Genomic DNA, 25,240 nt, shown 5'->3' on the forward strand with positions numbered 1-25,240 from the left:
CCCGTGGTGGTTCCGCCGCTGGTGTCGCATGCCCGGTGGTGGCGACGTCGCCGTGGCGCCGACGGTCTCACACGTCGTGCGGGGCGATCCCTCCACCCGCACGCGGCGGGGCGGCGTTCGTGGCTTCCTGGGGTTCTCCAAGAGTGTGATCTGTTTCACATTGGTTGGGGTGAACTTCGGAGGGCCGTCGAAGATCTCAGGTTCCATGAACGCTTCCCTGCGCGGCATCCTCGCGGCCGGGGCGGCCGGGGCCTTGGTGCTGGTATCCGGCGGCGCCGCCGACGCGGCCGCCTACCCGAAGTACAAAGCGCCCAAGACCTTCGGCACGACCTTCCAGGCCGACCCGGGGCACGATTTCACCAAGGGGATCCACTCCCGCCACAACGGCATTCTGCGCGGCCGGATCACCCACGTGCGCGGCGGAGTAGCCGAGTACGAGCCCATCAAGTGGAAGAAGGGCACCCACACCGAAGGGCTGTTCGTCGGCCCGCGCGAGGGGAGCGTCGGCGCGTATGCCTCGCCGATCGCGAAGAACGTGGTGTTCCTGTCGGCGTATGGGTGCAAGTCCACGATGTCGGACATGACGGTCAGCAGGAAGACCGGGCTCGGCGCGAAGCGCTGCTCCAGGGCCACGCTCATCAAGCGGCACGGCGCTCGTCCGCACCCCGCGTTGATCACTGTCCACAAGGGGCACATCGTCAAGGTGCAGGAGATCTACACCCCTTGACCCGCGCCGCGTGACCCGCGCCCCGAGGGGGCGGGTGCGGGACGAACGCCCGTAAACGCCCGGTCAACGGGACACCCGATGGGGCGGGTGCGGGAAAACACCTGCGAAGATCTCTCCCGCATGCCGATCCGTGGGCATAGTGTGAGGTGATGGATCGTCGCATCTTCGGGCTGGAGAACGAGTACGGCGTGACCTGCACGTTCAGGGGGCAGCGCAGGCTGTCGCCCGACGAGGTCGCGCGCTACTTGTTCCGGCGGGTCGTGTCCTGGGGCCGATCGAGCAACGTCTTCCTCCGCAACGGCGCACGTCTCTACCTCGACGTGGGCAGCCACCCTGAATACGCAACACCTGAGTGTGACAACGTCATCGAGCTCGTCACCCATGACAAGGCGGGCGAGCGCATTCTCGAGGGCCTGCTCGTGGACGCCGAGAAGCGGCTGCGCGAAGAGGGCATCGCCGGTGACATCTATCTGTTCAAGAACAACACCGACTCGGCCGGCAACTCCTACGGCTGCCACGAGAACTATCTCGTGGGCAGGCACGGGGAGTTCGGGCGGCTGGCCGACGTGCTGATCCCGTTCCTGGTGACGCGGCAGATCGTGTGCGGGGCCGGCAAGGTGCTGCAGACGCCACGCGGCGCCGTCTACTGCGTCTCGCAGCGGGCCGAGCACATCTGGGAGGGCGTCTCCAGCGCCACCACCCGGTCGAGGCCCATCATCAACACCCGCGACGAGCCGCATGCCGACGCCGAGCGGTTCCGCCGCCTGCACGTCATCGTGGGCGACTCCAACATGAGCGAGACCACGATGTTGCTCAAGGTCGGCGCCACCGACCTGGTGCTGCGCATGATCGAGTCGGGCACGGTGATGCGTGATCTGTCGCTGGAAAACCCGATCAGGGCGATCCGCGAGGTCTCCCACGACATGACGGGCCGGCGCCGGGTGCGCCTGGCCAACGGGCGCGAGGCCTCCAGCCTGGAGATCCAGCAGGAATACCTGTCGAAGGCGAAGGACTTCGTCGACCGCCGCGGCGGCGACGCCATCGCCCACCGGGTGCTGGAGCTGTGGGAGCGCACGCTGCACGCGGTCGACACCGGCAACCTCGACCTGGTCTCGCGGGAGATCGACTGGGTGACGAAATACCAGCTGATCGAGCGCTACAGGAAGAAGTACGACCTGCCGCTGTCCTCGCCGCGGGTGGCGCAGCTCGATCTGGCCTATCACGACGTGCACCGCAAGCGCGGCCTGTTCTACCTGCTGCAGAAGCGCGGGTCGGTGGAGCGGGTGGCGTCCGACCTGAAGATCTTCGAGGCCAAGTCGGTGCCGCCGCAGACGACGCGGGCGCGGTTGCGCGGCGAGTTCATCCGCAAGGCGCAGGAGAAGCGGCGCGACTTCACCGTCGACTGGGTGCATCTCAAGCTCAACGATCAGGCGCAGCGCACGGTGTTGTGCAAGGACCCGTTCCGCAGCGTGGACGAGCGGGTCGACAAGCTCATCGCCGGCATGTGACCCGTGCCAGAGCGTGGTGTCGCGTTTACCCCGGCCCTACCTGAATGTCGGGTAGTGTGACGCGAATCTGACGTCTTTTCCGAGGGACATTCATGCGCCGCGCTCTGGCCGTTTCGGCCGCCGTGCCTTTGCTCTTGTTCGCCGCCGCGTGCGGCTCCGATGACGGCGCGAACTCCGGCGCCACGTCCAGCGCCGGCGCCACGTCCAGCGCCGCGTCGGCCGACGGCGCCAAGGTGGGGGTCGCGGGCAACGTGGGGGCCAAGCCCACGGTGACCTTCCCGTCCGGCTCGCCCGCCACCACGTCGTCGTACAAGGTGATCCATCCCGGCGACGGCGACGCCATCAAGGCGGGCGACCGGGTTGTCGTCAACCTGACCGTCTACAACTGGGACGGCCAGGGCAACGCCGTGCAGGGCTCCTCCTACGACACCAAGGCGCCCGAGGCCATCCCGGTCAACGAGCAGCTGCCGAAGGTCCTGCAGGAGGGCTTCACCAAGGTCAAGAAGGGCGGCCGGCTGCTGGCCGTGCTGGCCAACGACGCCGCTCCCCAGCAGCAGGCCGCGCCCGCCCAGCCGACCAAGGTGTTCGTGTTCGACGTGGTCGGCACCCAGCCGCCGCCGCTCAAGGCGGCCGAGGGCAAGGAGATCGGCGACAGCATCAAGGGTGTCAAGGTCGACAATCCCGGCGGTGAGAAGGCTCCCGGGCTGACCACGAAGACCGATGCGAAGCCGCCGGCGAAGCTCGAGGTCAAGACGGTCATCAAGGGCACCGGCGAGAAGGTGAAGGCCAACCAGACGCTCGCCGTCCACTACACGGGCAAGATCTGGGGCACCGACAAGAAGTTCGACTCCAGCTGGGATCGCGGCCAGCCGGCCGAGTTCCCGCTCGGCCAGGTGATCAAGGGCTGGCAGCAGGGACTGGTCGGGGTGCCGGTCGGCAGCCGGGTCGTGATGAGCATCCCGCCGGACCTCGGCTACGGCGACCAGGAGCAGCAGGGCATCCCCGCGAAGAGCACCCTGGTGTTCGTGGTGGACGTCCTGGGCGCCTACTGATCAGCACCACGGTGCCGGACGGACTCGCGTGATCGCCGGTCGTCCGGCACCGTGGGAGCACGGCCGGGTGCATGCCGCCCGGCCTCGCGTTCGCGTGATCGACGTCCTCCCCGGCGGACGCGCCAGGACGTGAGCCCGGCTACGCCTGGCTCCAGTTGTGTGGTGGACGTTTGAGCGTGTAGACCGCCTGGGGCAGGTCGTCCCTGACGCGGATCATCCAGCGGGCGAGGTCGGTGGTGAGGTCGGCGCGGACCCCGGCGAGCGCGGGGTCGTCGTAGCGGTTGTCCAGCTCGGCGGGGTCGGCGTCCAGGTCGTAGAGCTCGCCGGTCCCGCGCTCGTCCAGCAGCAGCTTCCACCGCGCGCGCCGGAGCATCACCGTCGTCCCGGACTGGGTGACGGTGTTGAGCTCGTCGAAGGTGCGCCCTTCGTAGGGGAAGTGCAGCGGGGGGCGCTCGTCGACGGTGTACGACAGCCCGCCGAACCCGCGTTCCCCGTAGCCGCTCGCGAACTCCTCGGCCGGGTAGGGCTCCCCGGTGAGCATGGGCCACAGGCTGCGGCCCTGGACACCGGGCGGGATGCCGGCGCCGAGGGCGTCGCAGACCGTCGGGAACAGGTCGGCGAGCGAGACGAAGTCGGTGCCGTTGGCCATCGGCCGCACGCCCGGTCCGGCCACGGCGAACGGGATGCGCATCAGGCACTCCGGCATGCCCGCGCCCTTGCGCTGCAGGCCGTAGTCGCCGGTGTAGTCGCCGTGGTCGGCGACGAAGAACACCAGCGTGTCCGCGTCCCGCCCGGTCTCGCGCAGGTGCGTGAAGAACCGGCGCAGCTGGTCGTCGATGAGGCGGAGCATGCCGCAGTAGTTGGCGCGGTAGCGCCGCCATTCGGCGTCGTAGCCGGGCCGTTTCTCCTCGGTCAGCCGGCGCAGCCACGTGTACATGCCGCCCTTGCGTTCGGCGCCCTCGGGTCCGGACTGCCGGTCGGGCACCTCGTCCTCCGCGAACAGGCTGAAGTACGGCTCGGGGACCTGGTAGGGGTTGTGCGGCTCCGGGAACGACAGCCAGGTGAAGAACGGCCGCCCGGCGGGCGTCTCGTCGATCGCGCTGATCGCGTCGGTGACGATCCGGTGCGGGAACTGGCACTCCAGCGGGAACGGCGCCGGCTCATGGCTGACCGAGTGGTCGAGCGAGACGAGCCATTCCTCGAACGCCTCCTGCTCGGGCGTCGCCGCGTCGGCCGGGCCGCGCTCGTGCCAGTAGGGCGCGGCGAACGTGTCGAAATCGGTGGGCTTGCGGTGGAAGTGCGTCTTGCCCGCCAGGTGCAGCGCGTAGCCGGACTCGCGCAGCACGTCCACCAGGTCGTCGCCGCGGAGCACGTGATGGGCGGCGCTGTTCTGCCTGACCCGGTGCGCGGACGGATACCGCCCGGTGAGCAGGCTGATCCGGGCAGGGACGCACAGCGGGGAGGTCGTGTACGCCCGGCTGAACCGCACGCCGGCGTCCATCAGCCCGTCGAGGAACGGCATGGTGTCCAGGGGGAATCCGCCCGCCGCCGTCCAGCCGGCACGCTGCTGGTCGGTCATGATCAGCACGATGTTCGGTCGTTGCACGGGAACGTTCTCCATCGTCAGCGCTCGTCGTACATCGGCCTGGTGTAGTCCTTGCCCGGTTTCCAGTTGGGGAAGGCGTAGTCGTCCAGGCTGACCTTCGCGCCCTTCTTCCTGGCCTCCGCGATCGCGCGGTCCCGGTCCTTGGCGGTGTCGCTGGACAGCCTGGTCAGCGCCGCGCGGACGTCGGTGACGTCGCCGGTGAGCGCGCCCTGCACGATGTCGCCGAGGGTGGGGCGCACCGGCTTGGACGCGATCTGCACCTGCTGGATGTCCGCGTTGCCGGCGATCGGGTCGGGGCCGAGGTGGACGCTCTCCCGGAACCAGCCGATGAGCTTCTTGTAGGCGGGGTGCGCTTGGGACTGCTCGACGACGTCGATGTCGCGCGGGGGTTGCGACATGGTCTCGGCGACCCGGCGGGAGTAGTCGGGAGTGGTGAAGTAGTCGCTCAACAGGGTGTTGGCCGCCTGGGCGTGCCGGGTCGTCGGTGACAACCAGTAGTCGCCCGGCTGTGGCACGTGGTAGCTCGCGACGGCGGTGCCCGCGTCGGGCACGAGCATCGGCCCGACGCCCAGCTTCTCCCCGAACTCCGGCATCTCCTGCAGCGCCACGCCGGGGCACCAAGGGCCGTCGAAATAGTACGCCGCCAGCCCCGCGGTCCACCGGGCCCGCGCCACGTCGTCGACCCAGGAGTTGGACCCCGGCACCAGCACCTTGTCCTGGCGCAGCGAGACCAGGAACTCGATCACGTCGAGATATTCGCCGGCGTGGAAGGCGTACTCGCCGCTCTCGTACAACCGTCCTTGCCCGCCGGCGAACCCGGCCGCCTGCGCCAGGTCGTGGACCTGCTCGCCGAGCCGGTCCGGCATGCCGATGTTCCACACCCAGCCGTAGGTGCCCTCGCCGGCCGACTGCTGCACCGCGCGGGCCGCCGCGCGGAACTCGTCGTAGGTCTTCGGCGGCGCCTGCGGGTCCAGCCCGGCGCGCCCGACCAGCTCGGTGTTGAACCAGTTGACGGCGACGTAGACCTGGTGGCTGAAGATCGGGAACGCGTAGATCTTGCCGTCGAAGACGTGCACGCCCTCGACGAGCGAGTCCTTGACCCGGGCCGTCGCCTCCTCGCTGAGGTCCAGCGGCTGCGCCCATCCGGCGGCGACGAGCGCGGCGGGGGGCAGGTTGAGACCGGCGTTGGAGCGGACGTCCGGCAGCTGGTCGCTCTGCTTGGCCAGCTGCAGCGCCTGGCCCATCTTCGCCGGGTTGTAGTACGTGTACTGGACGGGGACGCCGCCGGGGCTCTTGGCATACGTGGCGAAGATCTCCGCCTTCGCCTTCTGCAGCTGGTTCTGGTGGTCCCACCAGGTCAGCGAGGCGCCGCCGCCGCTGCCTCCGCCCCCGCCGCACGCACTGGTCGCCGCCGCGGCGGCCAGGGTGCCCGCCGCGGCGAGGAACCCTCGCCGAGTCATCGCGCTCATCGGTCCTGCCTTCCACCCCGCGGCGGTCAAAGGTCTTGTGAAGCAGTGTTGCCGCGTGGCAAAGTCATTCTTGCCACGCGGCATGCCGCGCGGCAAGACTCTCTTGGAAGTCGGCTCCCGATCTGGAGGTTGGACGGTCGTGGTGACACAACGTGACGTGGCGCGGCTGGCGGGAGTCTCCGTACGGACCGTCTCCAACGTCGTGAACAACTTCGCCTACGTGTCCGAGGAGACCCGCGCCCAGGTGCAACGGGCCCTGGAGGAGCTCGACTACCGGCCCAACCTCGCGGCCCGCAGCCTGAACCGGGGGCGCTCCAACCTGCTGGCCCTCGTGCTGCCGCTGGACGTGCCCTACTTCACCGAGCTGGCCGCCCACGTGGTGGACCAGGCCGAGGAGCGCGGATACACGGTGCTTCTCGACCGGACCGAGGGCGTGGCGGAACGCGAGCGGCAGATCACCATGCGGCGGGACCGGTCGGCGCTGTTCGACGGGATCATCTTCAGCCCGCTCGGACTGACGGAGGACGAGCTGCGCAGCTGGGCGGGCAACTGCCCGGCGGTCATCCTGGGTGAGGTCCGGGTGGAGGGCCTCGACCACGTCGCCATCGACGACACGGCCGCCGCGCGGGCCGCCACGGCTCACCTGGTCTCGCTGGGCCGGACCCGGATCGCCGCCATCGGGCCGGTGGAACGGCCGGTGGGCAACACGGCGGCGCACCGGACGGCCGGATACCGGCAGGCGCTGGAGGAGGCCGGGCTGCCCGAGATCCCCGCGACGGTGCGCCGCTACCAGCGCCAGGACGGGCGGGAGGCGATGGAGCGCCTGCTCGACCTGGACGAGCCGCCGGACGCGGTGTTCTGCTACAACGACCTGCTCGCGATCGGGGCGGTGCGAGCCGTGCTGGCCCGAGGGCTGCGGGTGCCGCAGGACGTCGCCGTCGCCGGGTTCGACGGCATCGAGGAGGGCCGGTTCGTCACCCCGCCCCTGACCACCATCGTGCCCGACAAGAAGAAGATCGCCGAGCTCGCCGTGACCCGCCTGCTGCAGCGCGTCGAGGGTGACCGGGAGCCGGCGGCCGAGCTGGAGGCGCCCTGGCGGCTGATGGTCGACCAGAGCACCACGGGCGTCGCCGGAGCGGGCGCATGACGTTCGCCGTCCCGTCCGCCGGTTCGCGGAAACCGCGCGGCGCCCGCACCACCACGTACGTGTGGTTGTTCCTGGCCCCGACCGTGCTGCTGTACGGCGCGTTCACCGTCTACCCGATCGTCGGCAGCTACGTCTACTCGCTCACCGACTGGAACGGGTTCGACGCCAGCCCGTCGTTCATCGGCGTGACCAACTACCGCGAGGTCCTCGCCGACCCGATGTTCTGGAGCTCGTTCCGGCTGACCCTGACGTTCATGCTCGTCGCCGTACCGCTCCAGGTGCTGACCACCCTGCTGGTCGCGATCGTCCTCAACTCGCCCCGCATGCCGCTGCGCACGTTGTTCCGCACCGCGCTGTTCCTGCCGGTGGTCACCACGACGGCGATCGTCGGCGTGGTCATGCAGTTCGTCTTCGACCCGGCGAGCGGCCCGGTGAACCTCGCGTTGCGCGAGGCCGGCCTGGTGACGGACGGGGTCGACTTCCTCGGCCAGTCGTCCACGGCGCTGGGCACGACGATCGCCGTCTACGTGTGGAAGTGGTTCGGGATCACCCTGGTCTACTGGCTGGCCGCGTTGCAGACCGTGCCCGACGAGGTGTACGAGGCGGCGCGCCTCGACGGGGCCGGCGCGCTGGCCACCCTGCGGCACATCACCACGCCCCTGCTCAAACCGTTCCTGGTCATCATCACCCTGCTGTCGATCGAGGCCTCGTTGCAGGTCTTCGACCTCGTCCTGACCATGACCGGGGGAGGCCCGTTCTACTCGACCGAGGTGATCGAGGTCTACATCTACCGGTGGGCCTTCGCCGCGACGGTGCCCCGGCTCGGATACGCCTCCGCGGCCGCCGTCCTGTTCGGCCTGTTCGTCTGCGTCGTCGGGCTGCTGCAGCTCCTCGCGGTCCGCGCCACCCGCAAGGCCAGGGGGGCGGCATGACCCTGTCCAAGGCGCTGCGCCGGCTGCCCTGGTGGCTGGCCGCCGCCGCGCTCGCCATCGGCTGCCTGATCTGGATCTACCCGTTCCTGTGGATGGTCGCCGCGTCGCTGAAGACGTCGGCCGAGGTGTTCACCCAGGGGCTCGACCTGCTGCCGGGCAACCCGCAGTGGGAGAACTACGAGCGCGCCTGGGGGGACGCCCAGTTCGGGAAATACCTGCTCAACACCGTGATCGTCACGGTGGCCACGGTGGTGGTCGTGGTCGTCAGGTGCGCCATGGCGGGTTATGTCCTCGCCCGCCACGAGTTCCGCGGGCGCAAGATCGTCATGGGCACCCTGATCGCCACCCTGTTCGTGCCGGCCGGCTACACCATCATCCCGCTGGTCGACCTCGCCCAGCGGCTGGGCATGCTGAACTCGCTGACCGGCATGATCCTGGCGATGTCGGGCGCCGCGCACGTGGCGGCGATCCTGCTCTACATCGGCTACTTCCGCGGCATCCCCAAGGAGCTCACCGAAGCCGCGCTCATGGACGGCGCCGGGTTCGGGACCGTCTTCTTCCGCATCATGCTGCCGCTGGCCAAGCCGGTGACCGCCACGGTGACCGTGCTCACCTTCCTGAACACCTGGAACGCGTTCTTCCTGCCGCTGGTCTTCACCTTCTCCCGGCCCGACCTGCGCACCGTGAGCGTCGGCATGCTCGCGTTCGTGGGCGAGAACGCCACCGACTGGTCGGGCATGGCCGCCGCGGCGACGATCTCGCTGCTGCCGGTCGTCGCGCTGTTCATCGCCCTGCAGCGCTACTTCGTCGAAGGCATCGCCGGCGCCGTCAAGTCCTGAGCACATCCCCATCGAGAAAGTGAGCATCGTGCCTGAGAACCCCGTGGTTCCCCGCCCGGAGTATCCCCGCCCTCAGTTCGTCCGCGCCGCATGGCAGTGCCTGAACGGAACCTGGCAGTTCGAGAGGGACCCCGGCGATTCCGGGCTGGAGCGCGGGCTGCTCGACCGCGACCTGGCCGGCGAGATCGTCGTGCCGTTCTGCCCGGAGGCGTCGCTGTCCGGCGTCGGCGACCCCGACTTCCACCCGGCCGTCTGGTACCGCCGCACCGTCGAGGTGCCGGAGGAGTGGGCGGGGCAGCGGGTGCTGCTGCACTTCCAGGCGGTGGACCACGACGCCACGGTGTGGGTCGACGGCGTCGAAGCCGGCCGGCACCGGGGCGGGTTCACCCCGTTCACCTGCGACCTGGCCGCCGCGGCCGATCCGGCGCACACGTACACCGTGGTCGTGCGCGCCCGCGATCCCCGCACCGGGCCGCAGGCACGCGGCAAGCAGGCGACCACCTACGAGGGGCGCGGAGCGCGCTACGGACGCACCACCGGCATCTGGCAGACGGTGTGGTGCGAGCCCGTGCCCGGCCCGCACCTCGGCCGGCCGCGGATCACGCCCAACGTCGCCGCGTCCGCGTTCCGGGTCACGGTGCCGCTGTCGGCGAACCGCGCCGGGCACGAGGTGCGGGTGACGGTGTCGGACCAGGCGGGCGAGCTCGCGCAGGCGCGGGCGCGCGCCGACCTCGACCTGTCCGCCGAGGTGTGGCTGGCGCTGCCGGACGACCGGGTACGCCTGTGGCGCCCCGAGGACCCGCACCTGTACGACCTGCGCATCGACCTGCTCGACGGCGACGGCGCCGTGGTCGACACCGCGGCGAGTTACGCCGGGCTGCGCTCGGTCGCCATCGACGGGCACGCCGTCCTGCTCAACGGCCAGGCGTGCTTCCAGCGACTCGTGCTCGACCAGGGCTACTATCCCGACGGCCTCATGACCGCGCCGACGGACGAGGCCCTGCGCCGCGACATCGAGCTGGCCGTGGCCGCGGGATTCAACGGCGCCCGGCTGCACCAGAAGGTGTTCGAGGAGCGCTACCTGTACCACGCCGACCGGGCGGGCTTCCTGGTCTGGGGCGAGTTCGGCGACTGGGGAGCGAACACCGGCGGGCCGGCCGGCGACAACCAGCAGCCCACCGCGACGTTCGTGACGCAGTGGCTGGAGGCGGTCGAGCGCGACTACTCCCACCCGAGCATCGTCGGGTGGTGCCCGCTCAACGAGACCTGGCAGCGGCTGCACGACCGGATCACCGTCCTCGACGACGTCACCCTGGGCATGTACCTCGCCACCAAGGCGGCCGACCCCACCCGCCCGGTGCTCGACGCGTCCGGCTACGCGCACCGGGTTCCCGGCGCCGACGTCTACGACTCGCACTGCTACGAGCAGGATCCCGAGGTGTTCGGCAAGCTCATGGCCGGCCTGGCCGAGGGGGAGCCGTACGTCAACGCCGGCCGCGACGGCACGGCCTGGTCGGTGCCGTACCGCGGGCAGCCGTACTTCTGCAGCGAGTTCGGGGGCATCTGGTGGAACCCGGACGTGCGTCCCGGGGAGAGCTCCTGGGGGTACGGCGAACGGCCCACGAGCGAGGAGGAGCTCCAGCGGCGCTTCGCCGGCCTGGTCGGGGTCCTGCTGGACGACCCCCTGATGTTCGGCTACTGCTACACCCAGCTCACGGACGTCTTCCAGGAACAGAACGGCGTCTACCGCTTCGACCGCACGAGCAAGCTGGACGTCTCGCGGATCCGTGCGGCGCAGCGACGCCCGGCCGCCATCGAGCGGGCCTCCACGTCCTCCTCTTCACCCACCATGTAGATCGGTGACCTCGATGTCTGGAGCCACAGGCGGGCGGGGCGTGCGGGCCCCGGCCGCGACGACACGCCGGAACCTGGCCGTCGCCCTGATCAGCGTTCTGGCGCTGCTGTGCCCGGGGATCCCGGCCCTCGCCGAGCCGGACCCGGGCCCTGGGGGCGGCCCGGCCGCCGGAGCCCCGGCGGGGAGGACGATCGACGTGCGCGGCCGGGTGGTGGAGGCCCGCGGCGGCGCGCCGGTCGAAGGCGCCACCGTGCACGCCTCCAGGTCGGAGGCGTTCGCCACGACCGCGAGGGACGGCGCCTTCACCCTGACCGGCGTGCCGGACGGCAGCGCCCTCGTGGTCGCGGCCAAGGAGGGGTACGCCTTCGCCTCCACGACCACGGCCCGTACGGTCACGCTCGAGCTTGAGCGCGACACCGCGCCGGCCAGGGCGGAATATCCGCGTCCCGACGCCGACCGGCGCCCGTTCACCGGCGGCGCATGGATGTCGCTGAACGGCACCTGGTCGTTCGACTTCGACCCCGGCGACGCCGGGGAGCGGGAGCGCTGGTTCGACCCCGGGCACGCGTTCGGCAAGGCGATCCGGGTGCCGTTCGGCTACCAGTCGATGGCGGCCTGGGGTGAGGAGACGCTGGCGACCAAGGAGATCTTCCGCAGCGCCTTCTCCTCCTACCGCGGAACGGTGTGGTACCGGCGCTCCTTCACCGTCCCCGAGGACTTCTCCGGCCGGGAGACCAGGCTCCGCATCGGGGCCGCCGACTGGGGCGCGGCGGTCTGGCTCGACGGCGAGCCGGTGCTGCCCTACTCCGGCGACGGCTACACCGAGATCAGCGCGAGGCTGGGCGCGCTGGCTCCCGGCTCGACCCACACACTGACGATCCGGGTGGTCGCGCCCCCGACGACACCCGGCTCGCCCTACCCGATGGGCAAGCAGACGGGCGTCCCCGACGGCGAGAACACCGGCTGGTTCACCGACGTCGGCGGCATCTGGCAGTCGGTGTGGATCGAACCCTACGACGGCGCCCGGCTCACCGGGACCAGGATCACCCCCGAGCTGACCTTCGAAGGGGAGTCGCGCACGCCGTCCGCGGCCGCCGCGAAGATCGACCTCGCGGCCGACGGCGCGGCGGACAGCGCGACCGTACGGGTGAAGGACCCGCGCGGCAAGGTCGTCGGCACCGCCACCGTGCCGCTGGACGGCGGCCGGGGCACGGCGCGGATCCCGATCGAGCGCCCGCGCCTGTGGGAGCCGGACGACCCGGCGCTGTACACCGCCGACGTCCGGCTGGGAGACGACGACGGCGTCAGGACGGCCTTCGGGCTGCGGACGATCGACCGCAAATGGGCCCCCGGCCACACCGGCGAGTACCAGTACATCCACCTCAACAACCGGCCGATCTACGTGCGCGGCGTCCTCGACCAGGGCTACAACCCGTGGGGCCTGTACACCTACACCGGGGTCACCGCCGGCCCCGACCTGCGCACCGGCAGCGAGGCCGAGCCGGGCCGCGGATCGATCCTGCTCGACCTGAAGAACGCCAAGAAACTCGGCTTCAACGTCATCAGGAACCACCTCAAGGTCAACGAACCTGCCTACTACCACTGGGCGGACAGGCTCGGGCTGATGATCTGGTACGACCTGCCCAACGCGGGCTGGCACTCCCTGGGAGAGGAGGCGGAACGGCTCTTCGAAGGGCTGCTGCGCACCACGTTCCAGCGCGATCACAACCACCCGTCGATCGTGATCTGGACGATCTTCAACGAGTCGTGGGGGATCAACAAGGATCCGTGGCAGCAGCCGATCCCGGCGGAGGCGTTCCCGTACGTCCGCAGGATGGTGCGGATCGCGCACGACCTCGACCCGTCCCGGCTGGTCGTCGACAACTCCGCCTGCTGCCAGAACGGCCACCTCGACACCGACCTCAACGACTGGCACTACTACCTGGCCACGTACGACGAGTGGAAGAAGCTCCTCGACGGGTTCGACGCCCAGGTCAAGCCGGGTTCCACCTGGAATTTCGACGACGGGGCACAGGGCGGGCAACCCTGGCTCAACTCCGAGTTCGCCATCAGGGGCGGGCAGTTCCCCCACACGGCGAGCCTCTTCCGCGCCTACCCCAAGCTCAACGGCTACGTCGGCGTGCAGCTGGCCGAGACCGAGCAGGAGGTCCACAGCCCGGTCACCTTCGACCGGCAGCCGAACCAGCCGGAGTTCACCGACCACCGGGGCAGGGCCCGCGGCATCGAGATGTTCCAGGCCGACGACGCGATCTCCTTGATGGGCAGGTCGGCGCGGACCGTCGAACGCGGCGGCACGATCGACGTCCCGGTCAGGATCAGCCACTTCAGCGACCACGACCTCTCCCGGGCGAAGCTGCGCTGGAAGATCGGCGGGTACGACGACGAGGGCCGCTGGATCGCCGACGCCGGAGGCGGCTCGCGCGAGGTCGCACCCGCGCGGTACACCGTCACCGACGCCGGAACCGTGTCGGTCACCGCACCCGCCGGGCTGCGGGCCGGGCATCTGTGGATCTGGCTCGAGGCCGGCGGCAGGACCCTCGCCGAGAACTACCTCACCTTTGACGCCCCCGGCGGCGAGACCGGCTTCCCCGCCGGCGAGGTGACGGCGCAGGAGTGGACCGGCGGGGCTCAGGCCCACACCACCGGCGGATCGGACCGGGTCACCGGTCACGGCCGCGGCTACTTCGAGTACGAGGTCAAGGTGCCCGAGAAGCTGCGCGGGGCGCGCGGCGCGACCCTGGTCGCGGAGGTCGCCTCCGCACAGGCACGCGGCTGGTACGACCCCAACAACAAGACCAGCGCGCGCCGCCACCCCACCCGCCTCACCGTTTCCGTCAACGGCAGCCCGCTGCCGCCGGTCGAGCTGCCCGACGATCCCCACGGCCCGGCGGCGCTGGCCGGTCGATCGCGTGGTTCCCTCGCGGGGGACTTCGGCAACCGCTACGGCTACCGCGTCGCCGTCCCGATCACCGGGAGGCAACTCGGCGACGCGGGCACCGTCACGCTGCGCTTCGCCTCCGACGGCGGCGGGTTGTCGATCTTCGGCGCCCGCGCGGGCCGCCACGGCACGCCGCCCGCGCTGGCCGGCGGAAGGGTCTCCGTGCCCGACGAACGCCCGCGGTTCAAGGCCGTCGACTCGCGGCTCTCGGTGTACCAGGCCCCGGCCGCGATCGCGCCCGGATCCGGCACCGGGACGGCGATCGTCTCCGTGGTCAACGACACCGGCAGGACGGTCCGGAACGTGCGGGTGCGGATGTCGGCCCCCGGCGGCTGGAGCGCGACCGCCGCCGAGCCGGACACCATCGGCTCGCTGAAGCCCGGCCAGGCCCGGCACATCGCGTACACCGTGCGGGCGGAGTCGGACGTGCTGACCGGCCAGACCGCGGACTTCACCGCCACCGCGAGCTGGGGCGAGCACGCGATCCAGGTGATCAGCAGATCGACGGTGGCGTTCGACCCCGGCGCCTACTCCGAGGCCGGCGTGGACGACACCTTCGACACCGACTCCAGCGCCGGCTACACGGTGCACCAGCCGTCGGCGGGCGAGGCGCTGCCGCGGTTGACCTTCGGCGCGGGCAGCCTGCGGGCGCAGGGGTCCGGCGCCTACTACGGGCTGGTCGCCCATGGCTCGGGGCCGCGGAGCTCCCGGGCCGTGGTGATCGTCGACCACGGCAGGTGGGCGGGAACGGGGAAGGGGCAGGACGCCCTGTTCAACGGGCTGGTCAAGGACGAGCGCAACTACGTCATGGCCTGGACCGGGATCAAGGGCCAGCACGGCGTCGACATCAGGATCGACGGCAGGCTCACCAGCGCCTGCTGCTCCACGGCGCCGCTCGAACCCGGCGACCGCTGGGCGTACGTCCTGGACGGCAACACGATCAGCACCTGGGTCGACCGGGGGCGGGGCTGGGGCTGGTCCCAGATCATGACGGCCACGACCCAGGGCCGGGTCGACTTCACCCTGCCGGGCGCGCTGAACGGCTGGCACTACGCCGCGGGCCTGCGCGGCAACGCCGGCACCCAGGCGATCGACCGCCTGGAGGCGCGCAGCGCCCCCGGCTGAGCGCGCCGGCCCGGTCATCCGGCCCGGTCATCCGGCCCGGTCAGCCGGCCCGGTCAGCCGGCCCGCGCACCCATGAGCGCTCGCCGCTCAAGCGCGCAGCCGTGCGTTGAGCCGTGCGGCCTGCCGCGTGAGGTGGTCGCGTTCGGGGACGCTGAGCGCCGATCGGGCGGCCTCGGCGTAGAGCCGGGCCGCGGTGACCGGGTCACCGTCACGCTCGTGCAGGTACGCCGCGACGGCGGCGTGGCGGGGCAGGGCAGGGTCGAGCTCCGCCAGGGCGGCCAGGCCGGCCCGCGGGCCGTCGGCCTCGCCGACCGCGACGGCCCGGTTGAGGCTGGCCACCGGGCTGCCGGTGAGGCGCAGCAGTTCGTCGTACCACTCGACGATCTGCACCCAGTCGGTCTCCTCGGCCGTGCCGGCGTCGGCGTGCAGCGCGGCGATGGCGGCCTGGGCCTGGTACTCGCCCAGGCGGTCGCGGGCGAGGGCCGCCTGGAGCACGTCGACGCCCTCGGCGATCAGGCGGTTGTTCCACAGGCCGCGGTCCTGCTCGGCCATGGGCACGAGCCTGCCGTCGGGGCCGGTCCGCGCCGGGCGCCGTGCGTGGTGGAGCAGCATGAGCGCGAGCAGGCCCGCGACCTCCTCGTGGCGGGTCCTGGCCGCCAGCTGGCGGGTGAGCCGGATCGCCTCTGCGGCCAGGTCGACGTCGCCGGAGTAGCCCTCGTTGAAGACGAGGTAGAGCACGCGCAGCACCGTGGCGACGTCACCGGGCTGGTCGAACCGGACGGACGAGACGGTCCGCTTGGCCCTGCTGATCCGCTGGGCCATGGTCGCCTCGGGCACGAGGTAGGCCTGCGCGATCTGCCGCGTGGTCAGGCCGCCGACCGCGCGCAGGGTCAGCGCGACGGCCGACGCCGGGGTCAGGGACGGGTGCGCGCACAGGAAGTACAGCCGGAGCGTGTCGTCCACCGCCTCGGCCTGGCCGGGCAGGGGCTCGCCCTCGGCGCGCACCTCGCGGTTCCTCCGGGAGGTGTCGGCGCGGGCGGCGTCGAGGAACTTGTGCCAGGCCGCGGTGACCAGCCAGCCCTTGGGCTCCCGCGGCGGGTCGTCCGGCCACACGCGCACGGCCTCGACGAGGGCGTCCTGCACGGCGTCCTCGGCCGCCGCGAAGTCCGCTCCGCGACGGACGAGGACACCGATCACCGCGGGCACCAGCTCCCGCAGCAGCGACTCGTTCACTCGGTCACCGTGGGGGCCTCGTGCATGAAGGGGCGCACCTCCAGCCACTCGTGGATCGGCTTGCCACCCGCACCCGGTGCCGCGGACAACTCGCCGGCCAGCTCCAGCGCCCGCTCGTAGGTGTCGACGTCGATCACCATCCAGCCGGCGATCAGATCCTTGGTCTCCGCGAACGGGCCGTCGGTGACCGGCGGCCGGCCCTCGCCGTCGTAGCGGACGAACGTGCCCTCCGGGGAGAGCGCCTGGCCGTCGACGTACTCGCCGGTGCTCTCCAGCCGGGTGGCGAAGTCCTGCATGTACTGCACGTGGGCCGTGAGTTCCTCCGGCGTCCACTGCTCCATCGGCACGTCGTTGACCGCTGCCGGCGCGCCACGGTAGTGCTTGAGCAGCAGGTATTTGGCCATCATGTTCTCCTTCGTGCGATACGGCCCATTGTGGCCGGTGTTCGCTGCGGGGACGGAGCCGCGCGCGGGTTCTCGACATCCCCTCGGAACTTTTTTCCGGTGGATGTCAGCAGCCGCGGCGTACGGCCCTCCCAGCCGGCCCGTTGCCCCGGGCGTCCCGGGCGGTGCTGTCAGTTCGGCTGTCGCCGGTCCTGGCGCTCGGCTTCACCGACCGGGCAGGTCGAATGCTCCGTGGCACACGCGCCCCGGTCGCAGAGCCGGCAGATGTACTGGGCGTTCCCGTTGTCCTCGTACAGCCGCGTGAGGATCTTGACGAGCAGGCACGACAGGGTCTGCCGCTCTCCTTCGTCGAGGCATTCGAGCACGCCGCTGAGCGGGGTCGCCCGGGCTCCCAGGATGTGCTGGGTCGTGGCCCAGCCCGTTTCCGTGAGCGAGACGGTGACCCAGTGACTGTTGAAGGGGTGCGGTGAGCGCTTGAGCAGGCCGTCGGCTTCGAGCGTGTCGACCATCCTGGCGGCGGCCGACTGCGTGAGTCCCACGCGCCGGCCCAGCTCCGACACGCTGAGGCCGGGACTGGCGGACAGCGTGACCAGCGCCGTAGCCGCCCGGGCGGTCACTCCGGCGGCGCGGGTCACGTTGCCGAGCGTCACGTCCGTCAGGGCCAGCGCGGTGGCGCCCAACAGGTTCGCTGTCGTGTTGGAATCATGCATTCCTCATTTTAACATGCACTACTCATGATTGCCGGTCCGCGGCGTGGCTGCGCGGTAGCATCGCGTGGCCCCGGCAGCCCTCCGCCTGGGCCACGCGGGAGGTCTCCTATGCGTCGCCGTACCGTCGCGCTGCTGCTTGCGGCGCTGCTTGCGCCGGCCGGTTGCACGGGCGAGGCCGCGGACGGCCCGGAGCTGAAGGTGGACGGCGCGTTCGGCGCCCGGCCCACGATCGTCTTTCCCGCCGGCAAGCCGGTGGACGAGCTGCAGGTCGACGAGCCGGCCGCAGGCAAGGGCGAGCGGCTGCGCCCCGGCGACGTGGCGATCGTCCAGTACACCGCGCGCGTCTGGAACGGCAGGGACAACCGCCTGGTCGACTCCAGCTTCACCCGGGGCACCCCCGCCGCGTTCCCGGTGGGGCGGCTGCTGCCGGGGCTGGAGCGGGCTCTCCAGGGCCGCAGGGTGGGCAGCAGGGTGATCGCCGCCATCCCGCCGGGCGACGGCTTCGGCGCCAACCCGCCGCGGGGGATCGCGCCGGACGAGGAACTGCTCTACGTCGTCGACATCCTCGGCGCCCACCCCAAGGGCGTGTCGATCGAGGCGCGCGGCGGCTCGCTGGCCGGCGTGCGCGTCTCCGGCGGCGCCAGGAACGGCAGCCCGCCGGCGCTGTCGGTGCCGGCGACCGCGCCGCCCGCCCGGTTCGCGGCCAAGGTGCTGCACCGCGGCAAGGGGCGCAGGACCCAGGCGGGGCAGCTCGTGGTCGCCCAGTACGAAGGCGCGATCTGGGGCCGGCGCCGCGTCTTCGACACGACCTGGACGACCGGCGGGCCCAGAGCGTTCAAGCTCGGCGACGGAAGCTTGATCAAGGCGTGGGACAGGGCGCTCGTCGGCGTCCCCACCGGCAGCCGGGTCGTGATGATCGTGCCGCCCTCCGACGGGTACGGACGCTCCGGCAACCCCGCGTACGGCGTCAAGGGCTCCGACACGCTCGTCTTCGTCGTGGACGTCGTCGCGGCCTACTGACGCCGCCGGGGCCCGCCGGGGCCCGCTCCGGCCGGCCGGAGGCTTTCGTAGACTCCCGCTGTGAGTAGCGACGACCTCGACGCGCTGGCCCTGCTGCACGACCCCGTACGCCGCAGCCTGTACGACGTGGTGGCGGGCAGCGGCGGCGACGTCGGGAGGGGAGAGGCGGCCGAGGCCGCGGGCGTGTCCAGGACCCTCGCCGGCCACCACCTCGACCGGCTGGTCGAGGCCGGGCTGCTGGAGAGCGGCCTGCGGCGGCCGGAGAAGAAGGGGCCGGGCAGCGGCCGGCCCGCCAAGGTCTACCGCAGGGCCGGGGGCGAGCGGTCGGTGAGCCTGCCGCCGCGCGACTACACGACCCTCGCCTCCGTCCTGGCCGGCGTGGTCGACCTGCTCGGCGCCGAGGAGCAGGCCGAGCTGGCGGCGCGCGACGCGGGCGCGAGGATGGCGGGGCGGCACCGGGGAGAGCCGGTGGAGCGGGTGCTGGGCGAGCGCGGCTACGAGCCCTACGAGGAGGACGGCCTGCTGCGGCTGCGCAACTGCCCGTTCCACGTGCTGGCGAAGGAGCAGCCGCTGCTGGTGTGCTCGGTCAACCTGGCCCTGTGCCAGGGGCTGCTTGAAGGGCTGGGCGACGACCCGGGCAGGGCGCGGCTCGACCCCCGGCCGGGGGAGTGCTGCGTGGCCTTCGCCGCTTCTAAAACAAATGAAGATTGACATAGAAGGCGGAGGGGTGATGTGCTGAGCGGCATGCATCTGGCCCAGCTCAACGTCGCGCACTTGCGCGCGCCCGTCGACAGCCCCGAACTCGCCGAGTTCATCGCCCTGTTCGAACCCGTCAACGCGATCGCCGACGCGGCGCCGGGGTTCGTGTGGCGGCTGAAGGAGAGCGAGACCGACCCCACCGCCACCGTCGTGCACGACTACGGCGACCACCTGCTGGTCAACTTCTCGGTGTGGGAGTCGCGCGACGCGCTGTGGAACTACGTCTACCGCAGCCCTCACCTGGGCGTGCTGCGCCGGCGCAGGGAGTGGTTCCTGCGCGTGGCGGAGCCGTACACCGTCATGTGGTGGATCCCTGAAGGGCACATCCCGCCGCTGGCTGAGGGCATGCGGCGGCTGGAACGCCTCAAGGCCGAGGGGCCGAGCCCCGAGGCGTTCACCTTCAAGGACTCCTACGCCAGCAGCGAGGCCGCCAGCCTGCCGGCCGCCGCCGAGGCCAGGAAATAGGGCAGATCCTCCTCGAGGCCCCTGCCCATCGTCGACAACCGCACCGGAGACCCGCGCAGCGCCTCGTGCAGGCCGTCCACCGGCACCGGGACGAGGCGGTGGCGCACCGCCAGCAGCTCCGCCTGGTCCCTGACCCGCTCGCCGAACGCGCCCGGCAACTCGGGCACCGGCACGTCGGCGGGCGACAGGGCGACCCGGCCGTAGGCGGTCAGCGAGTGGTGCGAGACGCCGTAGTGGCGCTCGCGCTTGTCGCCCTCGCTGACCCGCAGCGCGGCCACCGGCCGCCCCAGCAGCACGCCCGCCGCGTTCACCGCCTCACCCGCCGACACCCCCGAGAAGCCCCACCGGGTCCCCGTGCCCAGGTTGCCCGGCCCCTGCGTGACGATCGCCAGGTCGGCCTCCAGCACGTGCCTGGCCGCCAGCAGCCCGGTGTGGACGGTGACCGCCTCCACGTCACCGCCGAACGACTGCCCGACCGTCACCACGCCCGCCAGCCAGCCGGTCTCACGCAGCCGGGCCGCCGCCATCGAGAACCACGCCGGCAGCGCGCCGCCGTCCAGCATCACGTACGCCACGCGGATCCCGGATCGCGCGGCCGAGGCGTACAGGCCGCACAGGATCGGCGGCAGCGCCGAGTGCAGATCCGCCACGATCACCGGCATGCCGTCCAGCGAGTCGGCCTCCCGCAACCGGTCGTGATGAGGGGAGTCCTGCTCGTCGGCGCCCAGCACCGTGGCCTGCAGCGGTGTGTACCGGGCCTTCACCAGGTGCCCGGGACCGTCAGGATCTTGCGGCAAACGGTTCGGGACGGCCACCACCATGGCGTAACCTCCCGTACCGAGACCCATCGCGAGCGCGGTCGTGTTGAGCAGCACCTCGTCGCCGGGTTCCGGGCGCCCGACCAACGGCGGATACGCCAGCGCCCGGCACTCCCCCTCGGGGACGGCGACATCCAGCTCCACCGCTCCCGGCCACTCGCGTCGGATCCGGACAACCTCGCCCTTGCGCCATCTGATCACGGGGGCAGGGTAGCGTCGATTGAAGGAGGAGTGAGGCAGATGTCGCGCCGGAAGACAGAACGGTTGCTCAATCTGGTGATCTGCCTGCTCGCCACCCGGCGCCCGCTGTCGGCCGAGCAGATCCGCCACGCCGTCCCCGGCTACGACCGCGACGGCGACGAGGCGTTCCAGCGCATGTTCGAGCGCGACAAGAACGAGCTGCGCGAGCTCGGCATCCCCATCGACGTGGTGCGCGACCCGTGGGAGGACGAGCCCGGCTACCGGATCGAGCGGCAGTCGTACGAGCTGCCCGAGATCACCCTGGAACCCGACGAGGCCGCCGTGCTGGGGCTGGCCGCCCAGGTGTGGCAGCGCGCCAGCCTGGCCGAGGCCGCCTCGGGGGCGCTGCTGAAGCTGCGCGCCGGCGGCGTCGCCACCGACCAGCCCGTCGGCGCGGCGATGGGCGGGGGAGCGCTGGAACTGCGCGTCGACACCCGCGACCCCGCCTTCCCCGCGTTGTGGAACGCCGTACGCGACCGGCGGGTGGTGCGCTTCGACTACCGCGGCGCCGGCAGCGAGGAGGTCCGCACCCGCACCGTGGAGCCGTGGGGCGTGGTCAGCAGGCGCGGCCGCTGGTATCTCGCCGGGTTCGACCGCGGCAGGGACGCCCCGCGCGCCTTCCGCCTCAGCCGCATCACCGGGCAGGTCGCGGCGGTCGGCAAGCCGGGCGCGGTCGAGGTGCCGGAAGGCGTCGACGTGCGGTCCATGGTCGGCTACCCCGACGAGGCGACGGACGAGCGGGTCGCGGTGGTCCGCGTGCGCCAGGGGACGTGCGAGGGGGTTCGCCAGCTGGCCAGGGCCGTGCACACCGGCGCGGACGGGTGGGACGACGCCGAGCTGACCTTCTCCGACCCCGAGCGGCTGGCCGGGTGGATGGCCAGCCTCGGCGGCGACGTCGAGGTCGTCGAGCCCCCCGACGCCCGCGAGGCCGTCATCCGCCGACTGAAAGGGGCGCTCGCATGAGCGGGTCCGCCGACCGGCTGCCGCGACTGCTGTCGCTGGTGCCGTACTTGATGTCCCACCCCGGGGCGCAGGTCGGCGAGGTGGCCGCGATGTTCGGGCTGAGCGAGAAGCAGCTCATCGACGACCTGCAGCTCGTGTGGATGTGCGGGCTGCCCGGTCACACCCCCGGCGACCTCATCGACGTGTCCTGGGACGGCGGCGAGATCCTCATCGACAACGCCGACACCATCGCCAGGCCGCTGCGGCTGGGCATCGACGAGGCCAGCGCGCTGCTGGTCGCGCTGCGCATGCTGGCCGCGACTCCGCAACTGGCCGACGTGCAGGGCGCGGGAGACGCGCTGCCCCGCGTGATGGCCAAGCTGGAGCAGGCGGCCGGCGAGGGCGCGGCCACCGTCAGCAGCCAGGTCGCCGTCGACGTCGAGGCCGCCCCCGACGCCCTGCCGCGCGTGCGCGAGGGCCTCACCAAGGGACGCAGGCTGTCGCTGCGCTACTACGTGCCGGGCCGCGACGAGGTGACGCCGCGCGAGGTCGACCCGATGCGGATCGTGGTCGTCGACGGCCGCGCCTACCTGGAGTGCTGGTGCTACCGCGCCGAGGCGATGCGGCTGTTCCGGCTCGACCGGATGCTCGGCGTCGACCTCCTCGACGTGCCCGCCGACCCGCCCGCCGAGGCCGAGCCCATCGACCTCGCCCAGGGGGTCTTCCGGCCCTCGCCCACCGACGAGCTGGTCGAGCTGGAGGTCAGCGCCGCCGGCCGGTGGATCGCCGAGTACTACCCGTGCGAGCAGGTCACCGAGCTGGGCGAGGGGCGGCTGCGGGTGGCGCTGCGCGCCCGCGACCAGGACTGGATCCTCAAGCTGGCGCTGCGCCTCGGCGACACCGGCAGGGTCGTCGCGCCGCCCGCGATGGCCGAGGCCGTGCGCCAGGAGGCCGAGCGGGCCCTGGCGTTGTACGCTCACCGGTCATGACGTGGATTCTCCTGGCCGCCGGGCTGTGCCTGGCCGGGCTGGCCGTGCTCGGGGTCGCGGGCGCCCGGGTCGTGGCCGCCGCACGTGACCTGAACAGGGAGATCGCTCAGGTTCATGAGCAATTCAGGGATAAACAGGACGCCAAGGGATGAGGCAGCGGCCCCGGCAGCGTACGATCGGTCGTGAAGGACAGCACTCGTTAACCATGAAGGACGTCACATGAACTTGGGAGCTCCGGAGATCATCCTGATCCTGGTGGCCTTGGTCCTGCTCTTCGGCGCCAAGAAGCTGCCGGACCTCGCCCGTGGCGTCGGACGGTCCCTGCGCATCTTCAAGGCCGAGACCAGCAAGATGAACGATGACGACGACGACAAGCCGACCGTCGTGCAGGCACAGCCCGAGGCCCAGCAGCAGCCGGCCGCGCCGCAGCAGCTTCAGGCCGCGGCCCCCGCGCCGGAGCCGTCGGCCGAGGAGCAGGCCCGCCGGCTCGAGGAGCAGGCCGCCAAGCTGCGTGCGAGCGCCCAGGCCGACAAGCGCCCCTGACCTCTCTCCTCCTCACTCCCTGGACTGGTGATGGCGCTGCTGAAACGGTCGGGGCCCAAGCCCAAGCCTGAGGCCGATCCCGAAGGCCGGATGCCGCTCATGGAGCACCTGCGCGAGCTGCGCAACCGGCTGCTCATCGCGCTCGCCGCCGTCGTGGTGGGCCTGATCATCGGGTGGATCGTCTTCGACCCGGTGTGGGCGGTGCTCAAGGAGCCCTACTGCTCGACCGCCCAGTCGCGTCAGCTCACGGGCGAGTGCAGCCTGACCTACAACGGCATCTTCTCGTCGTTCTTCCTGACGTTGAAGGTCTCGCTGATGGTCGGCCTGGTGCTGTCGTCGCCGGCCTGGCTCTACCAGATCTGGGCGTTCGTCACCCCGGCCCTCTACCGCACCGAGAAGCGTTACACGGTGCTGTTCCTGGCGCTGGCCATCCCGCTGTTCGCGCTGGGCGCGGGGCTCTCCTACTTCATCATGGACACCGCGCTCGGCTTCCTGCTGGGCTTCTCGGTCGACGGCTCGGTCGCCACCATCGCGATCGACGAATACCTCGACTACGTCCTGATCATGTTGCTGATCTTCGGGGTGTCGTTCGAGCTGCCGCTGCTGCTGGTGTTCCTCAACATCATCGGGGTGCTGTCCCACGAGGCGGTGGCCAAGCACCGGCGGCTGGTCATCTTCCTGATGTTCGTGTTCGGCGCCGTCGTCACGCCCGGCGGCGACCCCATCACCATGATGGCGCTGGCCGCGCCGATGATCGTGCTGTTCGCGGCGGCCGAGCTGTTCATGTACCTGCGGGAGAAGCGCAACCCGGCGAGCGAGTTCGGGCACCTGTCCGACGACGAGGCCTCACCGCTGGAGGCGGACGACACGCCGCTCGACGACGGTCCCGACACCCCCCGCGCCGAAGAGGATTCCGGTTCCGGGCGATAGGCGATAAGTTCCGGGCGTGTCCCCTCAACTCGCCCTGCTCGTCAACCCCGCCGCGCGCGGTGGCCGCACCCTGCGCCTGCTGGAGCCGGTGGCGCGCCGCCTGCGCGCCGGCGGGGCCGAGCTGTCGGTGATCGTCGGCGACGACGCCGGCGACGCCCTCGACCGTGCCTGCACCGCCGTCGCCGAGCGCCCGGACGCGCTCGTGGCCTTCGGCGGCGACGGCCTGGTGCACCTCGCCGTGCAGGCCGTGGCCGGCACGGACGTGCCGCTCGGCATCATCCCCGCCGGCACCGGCAACGACATCGCGGCGGCGCTCGGAGTGCCGTGCGGCAACCCCGTCGCCGCCGCCAGGACCGTGCTGCGGATGAGAGCGCGGCGCGTCGACGCCGCCCGCGTCGTGGCAGGGCCGGCGGACGAGCTGTTCGCCGGGGTGATGTGCTGCGGGTTCGACTCGCGGGTCAACGAGCGCGCCAACCGGCTCACCTGGCCGCCGGGGATGCTGCGATACGTCGTGGCGATGGTGGACGAGCTGCGGTCTTTCCGGCCCATCCCGTTCCGCGTCACGCTCGACGAGGACGAGGTGATCGAGCGGGAGGCCATGCTGGTGGCCGTCGCCAACACGCGTTCGTACGGCGCGGGGATGCGGGTGTCGCCGGACGCCAGCCCCGACGACGGGCTGCTGGACGTGGTGATGCTGGAAGCCGTGCCGAAGGCCGAGTTCCTGCGGGTCTTCCCCAGCGTCTACCGGGGCACGCACGTGGCTCATCGTGCCGTGTCGATCCGGCGGGTGCGCAGCGTGCGGCTGGAGGCGCCGGACGTCGTCGCCTACGCCGACGGCGAACGGGTGGGGCCGGTGCCGGTGCACTGCGAGGTCCGGCCTGGGGCGTTACGCGTTCTCGTATGAAATCTACAAAGTAAAGGCGCCTGGTCCGGGCGCCCGCGCGCCCGCCCCGCAAGCCCGGCGGGAC

The 25,240-nt window shown here is 71.5% G+C and carries 23 protein-coding genes; 17 read left to right on the forward strand and 6 right to left on the reverse strand.

Annotated elements, in window-relative coordinates:
- Positions 1-205: 205 nt before the first annotated feature.
- The 3 genes from ACTWPV_RS22595 to ACTWPV_RS22605 all read left to right on the forward strand — a co-directional run bounded on the left by ACTWPV_RS22595 (position 206) and on the right by ACTWPV_RS22605 (position 3,287).
- A complete protein-coding gene (locus ACTWPV_RS22595) occupies positions 206-727 on the forward strand; it encodes a hypothetical protein (RefSeq protein ID WP_443153276.1) in 522 nt (173 codons plus the stop codon).
- Positions 728-876: 149 nt separating this feature from the next.
- Positions 877-2,235 carry a Pup--protein ligase gene (pafA, locus tag ACTWPV_RS22600; protein WP_103962987.1) on the forward strand — a complete coding sequence of 453 codons (1,359 nt, stop codon included), beginning with the start codon at positions 877-879 and terminating at the stop codon, positions 2,233-2,235.
- 92 nt (positions 2,236-2,327) lie between these two features.
- Positions 2,328-3,287: an FKBP-type peptidyl-prolyl cis-trans isomerase gene (locus ACTWPV_RS22605; RefSeq protein ID WP_443153277.1), complete on the forward strand. Its 960-nt coding sequence runs from the start codon at positions 2,328-2,330 to the stop codon at positions 3,285-3,287.
- 139 nt (positions 3,288-3,426) lie between these two features.
- Here ACTWPV_RS22605 and ACTWPV_RS22610 read toward each other — a convergent pair whose 3' ends face one another.
- Positions 3,427-4,893 (reverse strand): sulfatase-like hydrolase/transferase, encoded by a 1,467-nt coding sequence (locus ACTWPV_RS22610; RefSeq protein WP_443153278.1) that lies wholly within the window; start codon positions 4,891-4,893, stop codon positions 3,427-3,429.
- Between the two features lie 17 nt (positions 4,894-4,910).
- Positions 4,911-6,362, reverse strand: a complete 1,452-nt coding sequence (locus ACTWPV_RS22615) for an ABC transporter substrate-binding protein (RefSeq protein WP_443153279.1) — start codon at positions 6,360-6,362, stop codon at positions 4,911-4,913.
- 139 nt (positions 6,363-6,501) lie between these two features.
- On the opposite strand from ACTWPV_RS22615, the gene ACTWPV_RS22620 reads away from it, so the two are divergent.
- Genes ACTWPV_RS22620 through ACTWPV_RS22640 form a run of 5 tightly spaced genes read left to right on the forward strand, consistent with a single transcriptional unit; the run spans position 6,502 to position 15,219 of the window.
- Positions 6,502-7,509 (forward strand): LacI family DNA-binding transcriptional regulator, encoded by a 1,008-nt coding sequence (locus ACTWPV_RS22620; protein ID WP_347644593.1) that lies wholly within the window; start codon positions 6,502-6,504, stop codon positions 7,507-7,509.
- A complete protein-coding gene (locus ACTWPV_RS22625; RefSeq protein ID WP_347644592.1) occupies positions 7,506-8,441 on the forward strand; it encodes a carbohydrate ABC transporter permease in 936 nt (311 codons plus the stop codon). The genes ACTWPV_RS22620 and ACTWPV_RS22625 overlap by 4 nt, the downstream gene beginning before the upstream one ends.
- The gene (locus ACTWPV_RS22630; protein ID WP_443153280.1) at positions 8,438-9,280 is read left to right on the forward strand and encodes a carbohydrate ABC transporter permease; all 843 of its coding nucleotides are present in this window, start codon (positions 8,438-8,440) and stop codon (positions 9,278-9,280) included. Before ACTWPV_RS22625 ends, ACTWPV_RS22630 begins: the two co-directional genes overlap by 4 nt.
- Positions 9,281-9,308: 28 nt before the next feature.
- Complete coding sequence (locus tag ACTWPV_RS22635; protein WP_443153281.1) at positions 9,309-11,135, forward strand: glycoside hydrolase family 2 protein; 1,827 nt, start codon at positions 9,309-9,311, stop codon at positions 11,133-11,135.
- A 13-nt stretch (positions 11,136-11,148) separates the two neighbouring features.
- A complete protein-coding gene (locus ACTWPV_RS22640; RefSeq protein ID WP_443153282.1) occupies positions 11,149-15,219 on the forward strand; it encodes a glycoside hydrolase family 2 TIM barrel-domain containing protein in 4,071 nt (1,356 codons plus the stop codon).
- A gap of 87 nt (positions 15,220-15,306) precedes the next feature.
- Here the strand turns inward: ACTWPV_RS22640 and ACTWPV_RS22645 are convergent, their stop codons facing one another.
- From ACTWPV_RS22645 to ACTWPV_RS22655, 3 genes are all read right to left on the reverse strand, one after another.
- Positions 15,307-16,452 carry an RNA polymerase sigma factor gene (locus tag ACTWPV_RS22645; protein WP_443153283.1) on the reverse strand — a complete coding sequence of 382 codons (1,146 nt, stop codon included), beginning with the start codon at positions 16,450-16,452 and terminating at the stop codon, positions 15,307-15,309.
- Positions 16,449-16,856 (reverse strand): YciI family protein, encoded by a 408-nt coding sequence (locus tag ACTWPV_RS22650; protein WP_347644786.1) that lies wholly within the window; start codon positions 16,854-16,856, stop codon positions 16,449-16,451. Before ACTWPV_RS22650 ends, ACTWPV_RS22645 begins: the two co-directional genes overlap by 4 nt.
- A gap of 170 nt (positions 16,857-17,026) precedes the next feature.
- A complete protein-coding gene (locus tag ACTWPV_RS22655) occupies positions 17,027-17,566 on the reverse strand; it encodes a MarR family winged helix-turn-helix transcriptional regulator (protein ID WP_347644587.1) in 540 nt (179 codons plus the stop codon).
- Positions 17,567-17,674: 108 nt separating this feature from the next.
- On the opposite strand from ACTWPV_RS22655, the gene ACTWPV_RS22660 reads away from it, so the two are divergent.
- The 3 genes from ACTWPV_RS22660 to ACTWPV_RS22670 are packed head-to-tail and all read left to right on the forward strand — an operon-like array spanning position 17,675 to position 19,810.
- On the forward strand, positions 17,675-18,586 hold the full coding sequence (locus ACTWPV_RS22660; protein WP_443153284.1) for an FKBP-type peptidyl-prolyl cis-trans isomerase: 912 nt from the start codon (positions 17,675-17,677) through the stop codon (positions 18,584-18,586).
- Between the two features lie 60 nt (positions 18,587-18,646).
- Entirely contained in the window at positions 18,647-19,297 is a 651-nt protein-coding gene (locus tag ACTWPV_RS22665; RefSeq protein WP_347644585.1) for a helix-turn-helix transcriptional regulator, read from the forward strand.
- Positions 19,298-19,330: 33 nt separating this feature from the next.
- Complete coding sequence (locus ACTWPV_RS22670) at positions 19,331-19,810, forward strand: DUF3291 domain-containing protein (protein ID WP_443153285.1); 480 nt, start codon at positions 19,331-19,333, stop codon at positions 19,808-19,810.
- Here the strand turns inward: ACTWPV_RS22670 and ACTWPV_RS22675 are convergent.
- Positions 19,756-20,829, reverse strand: coding sequence for a DUF3866 family protein (locus ACTWPV_RS22675; protein ID WP_347644584.1), 1,074 nt, complete (start codon positions 20,827-20,829; stop codon positions 19,756-19,758). The genes ACTWPV_RS22670 and ACTWPV_RS22675 overlap by 55 nt on opposite strands.
- Positions 20,830-20,868: 39 nt before the next feature.
- Here ACTWPV_RS22675 and ACTWPV_RS22680 point away from each other — a divergent pair, with 39 nt between their 5' ends.
- The 6 genes from ACTWPV_RS22680 (at position 20,869) to ACTWPV_RS22705 (ending at position 25,176) form a co-directional block, all read left to right on the forward strand.
- A complete protein-coding gene (locus ACTWPV_RS22680) occupies positions 20,869-21,831 on the forward strand; it encodes a helix-turn-helix transcriptional regulator (RefSeq protein ID WP_347644583.1) in 963 nt (320 codons plus the stop codon).
- Entirely contained in the window at positions 21,828-22,799 is a 972-nt protein-coding gene (locus ACTWPV_RS22685) for a helix-turn-helix transcriptional regulator (RefSeq protein WP_443153286.1), read from the forward strand. The genes ACTWPV_RS22680 and ACTWPV_RS22685 overlap by 4 nt, the downstream gene beginning before the upstream one ends.
- Entirely contained in the window at positions 22,796-22,951 is a 156-nt protein-coding gene (locus tag ACTWPV_RS22690; RefSeq protein WP_347622110.1) for a hypothetical protein, read from the forward strand. The genes ACTWPV_RS22685 and ACTWPV_RS22690 overlap by 4 nt, the downstream gene beginning before the upstream one ends.
- Positions 22,952-23,018: 67 nt before the next feature.
- Positions 23,019-23,342 (forward strand): Sec-independent protein translocase subunit TatA, encoded by a 324-nt coding sequence (gene tatA, locus ACTWPV_RS22695; RefSeq protein ID WP_347622109.1) that lies wholly within the window; start codon positions 23,019-23,021, stop codon positions 23,340-23,342.
- A gap of 30 nt (positions 23,343-23,372) precedes the next feature.
- Positions 23,373-24,272: a twin-arginine translocase subunit TatC gene (gene tatC, locus ACTWPV_RS22700; protein ID WP_443153287.1), complete on the forward strand. Its 900-nt coding sequence runs from the start codon at positions 23,373-23,375 to the stop codon at positions 24,270-24,272.
- Between the two features lie 16 nt (positions 24,273-24,288).
- Positions 24,289-25,176 carry a diacylglycerol/lipid kinase family protein gene (locus ACTWPV_RS22705; RefSeq protein WP_347644579.1) on the forward strand — a complete coding sequence of 296 codons (888 nt, stop codon included), beginning with the start codon at positions 24,289-24,291 and terminating at the stop codon, positions 25,174-25,176.
- Positions 25,177-25,240 lie beyond the last annotated feature (64 nt).

Origin of the sequence: Nonomuraea sp. KM88, from assembly GCF_052245635.1 — a bacterium.
Lineage (GTDB): Bacteria > Actinomycetota > Actinomycetes > Streptosporangiales > Streptosporangiaceae > Nonomuraea.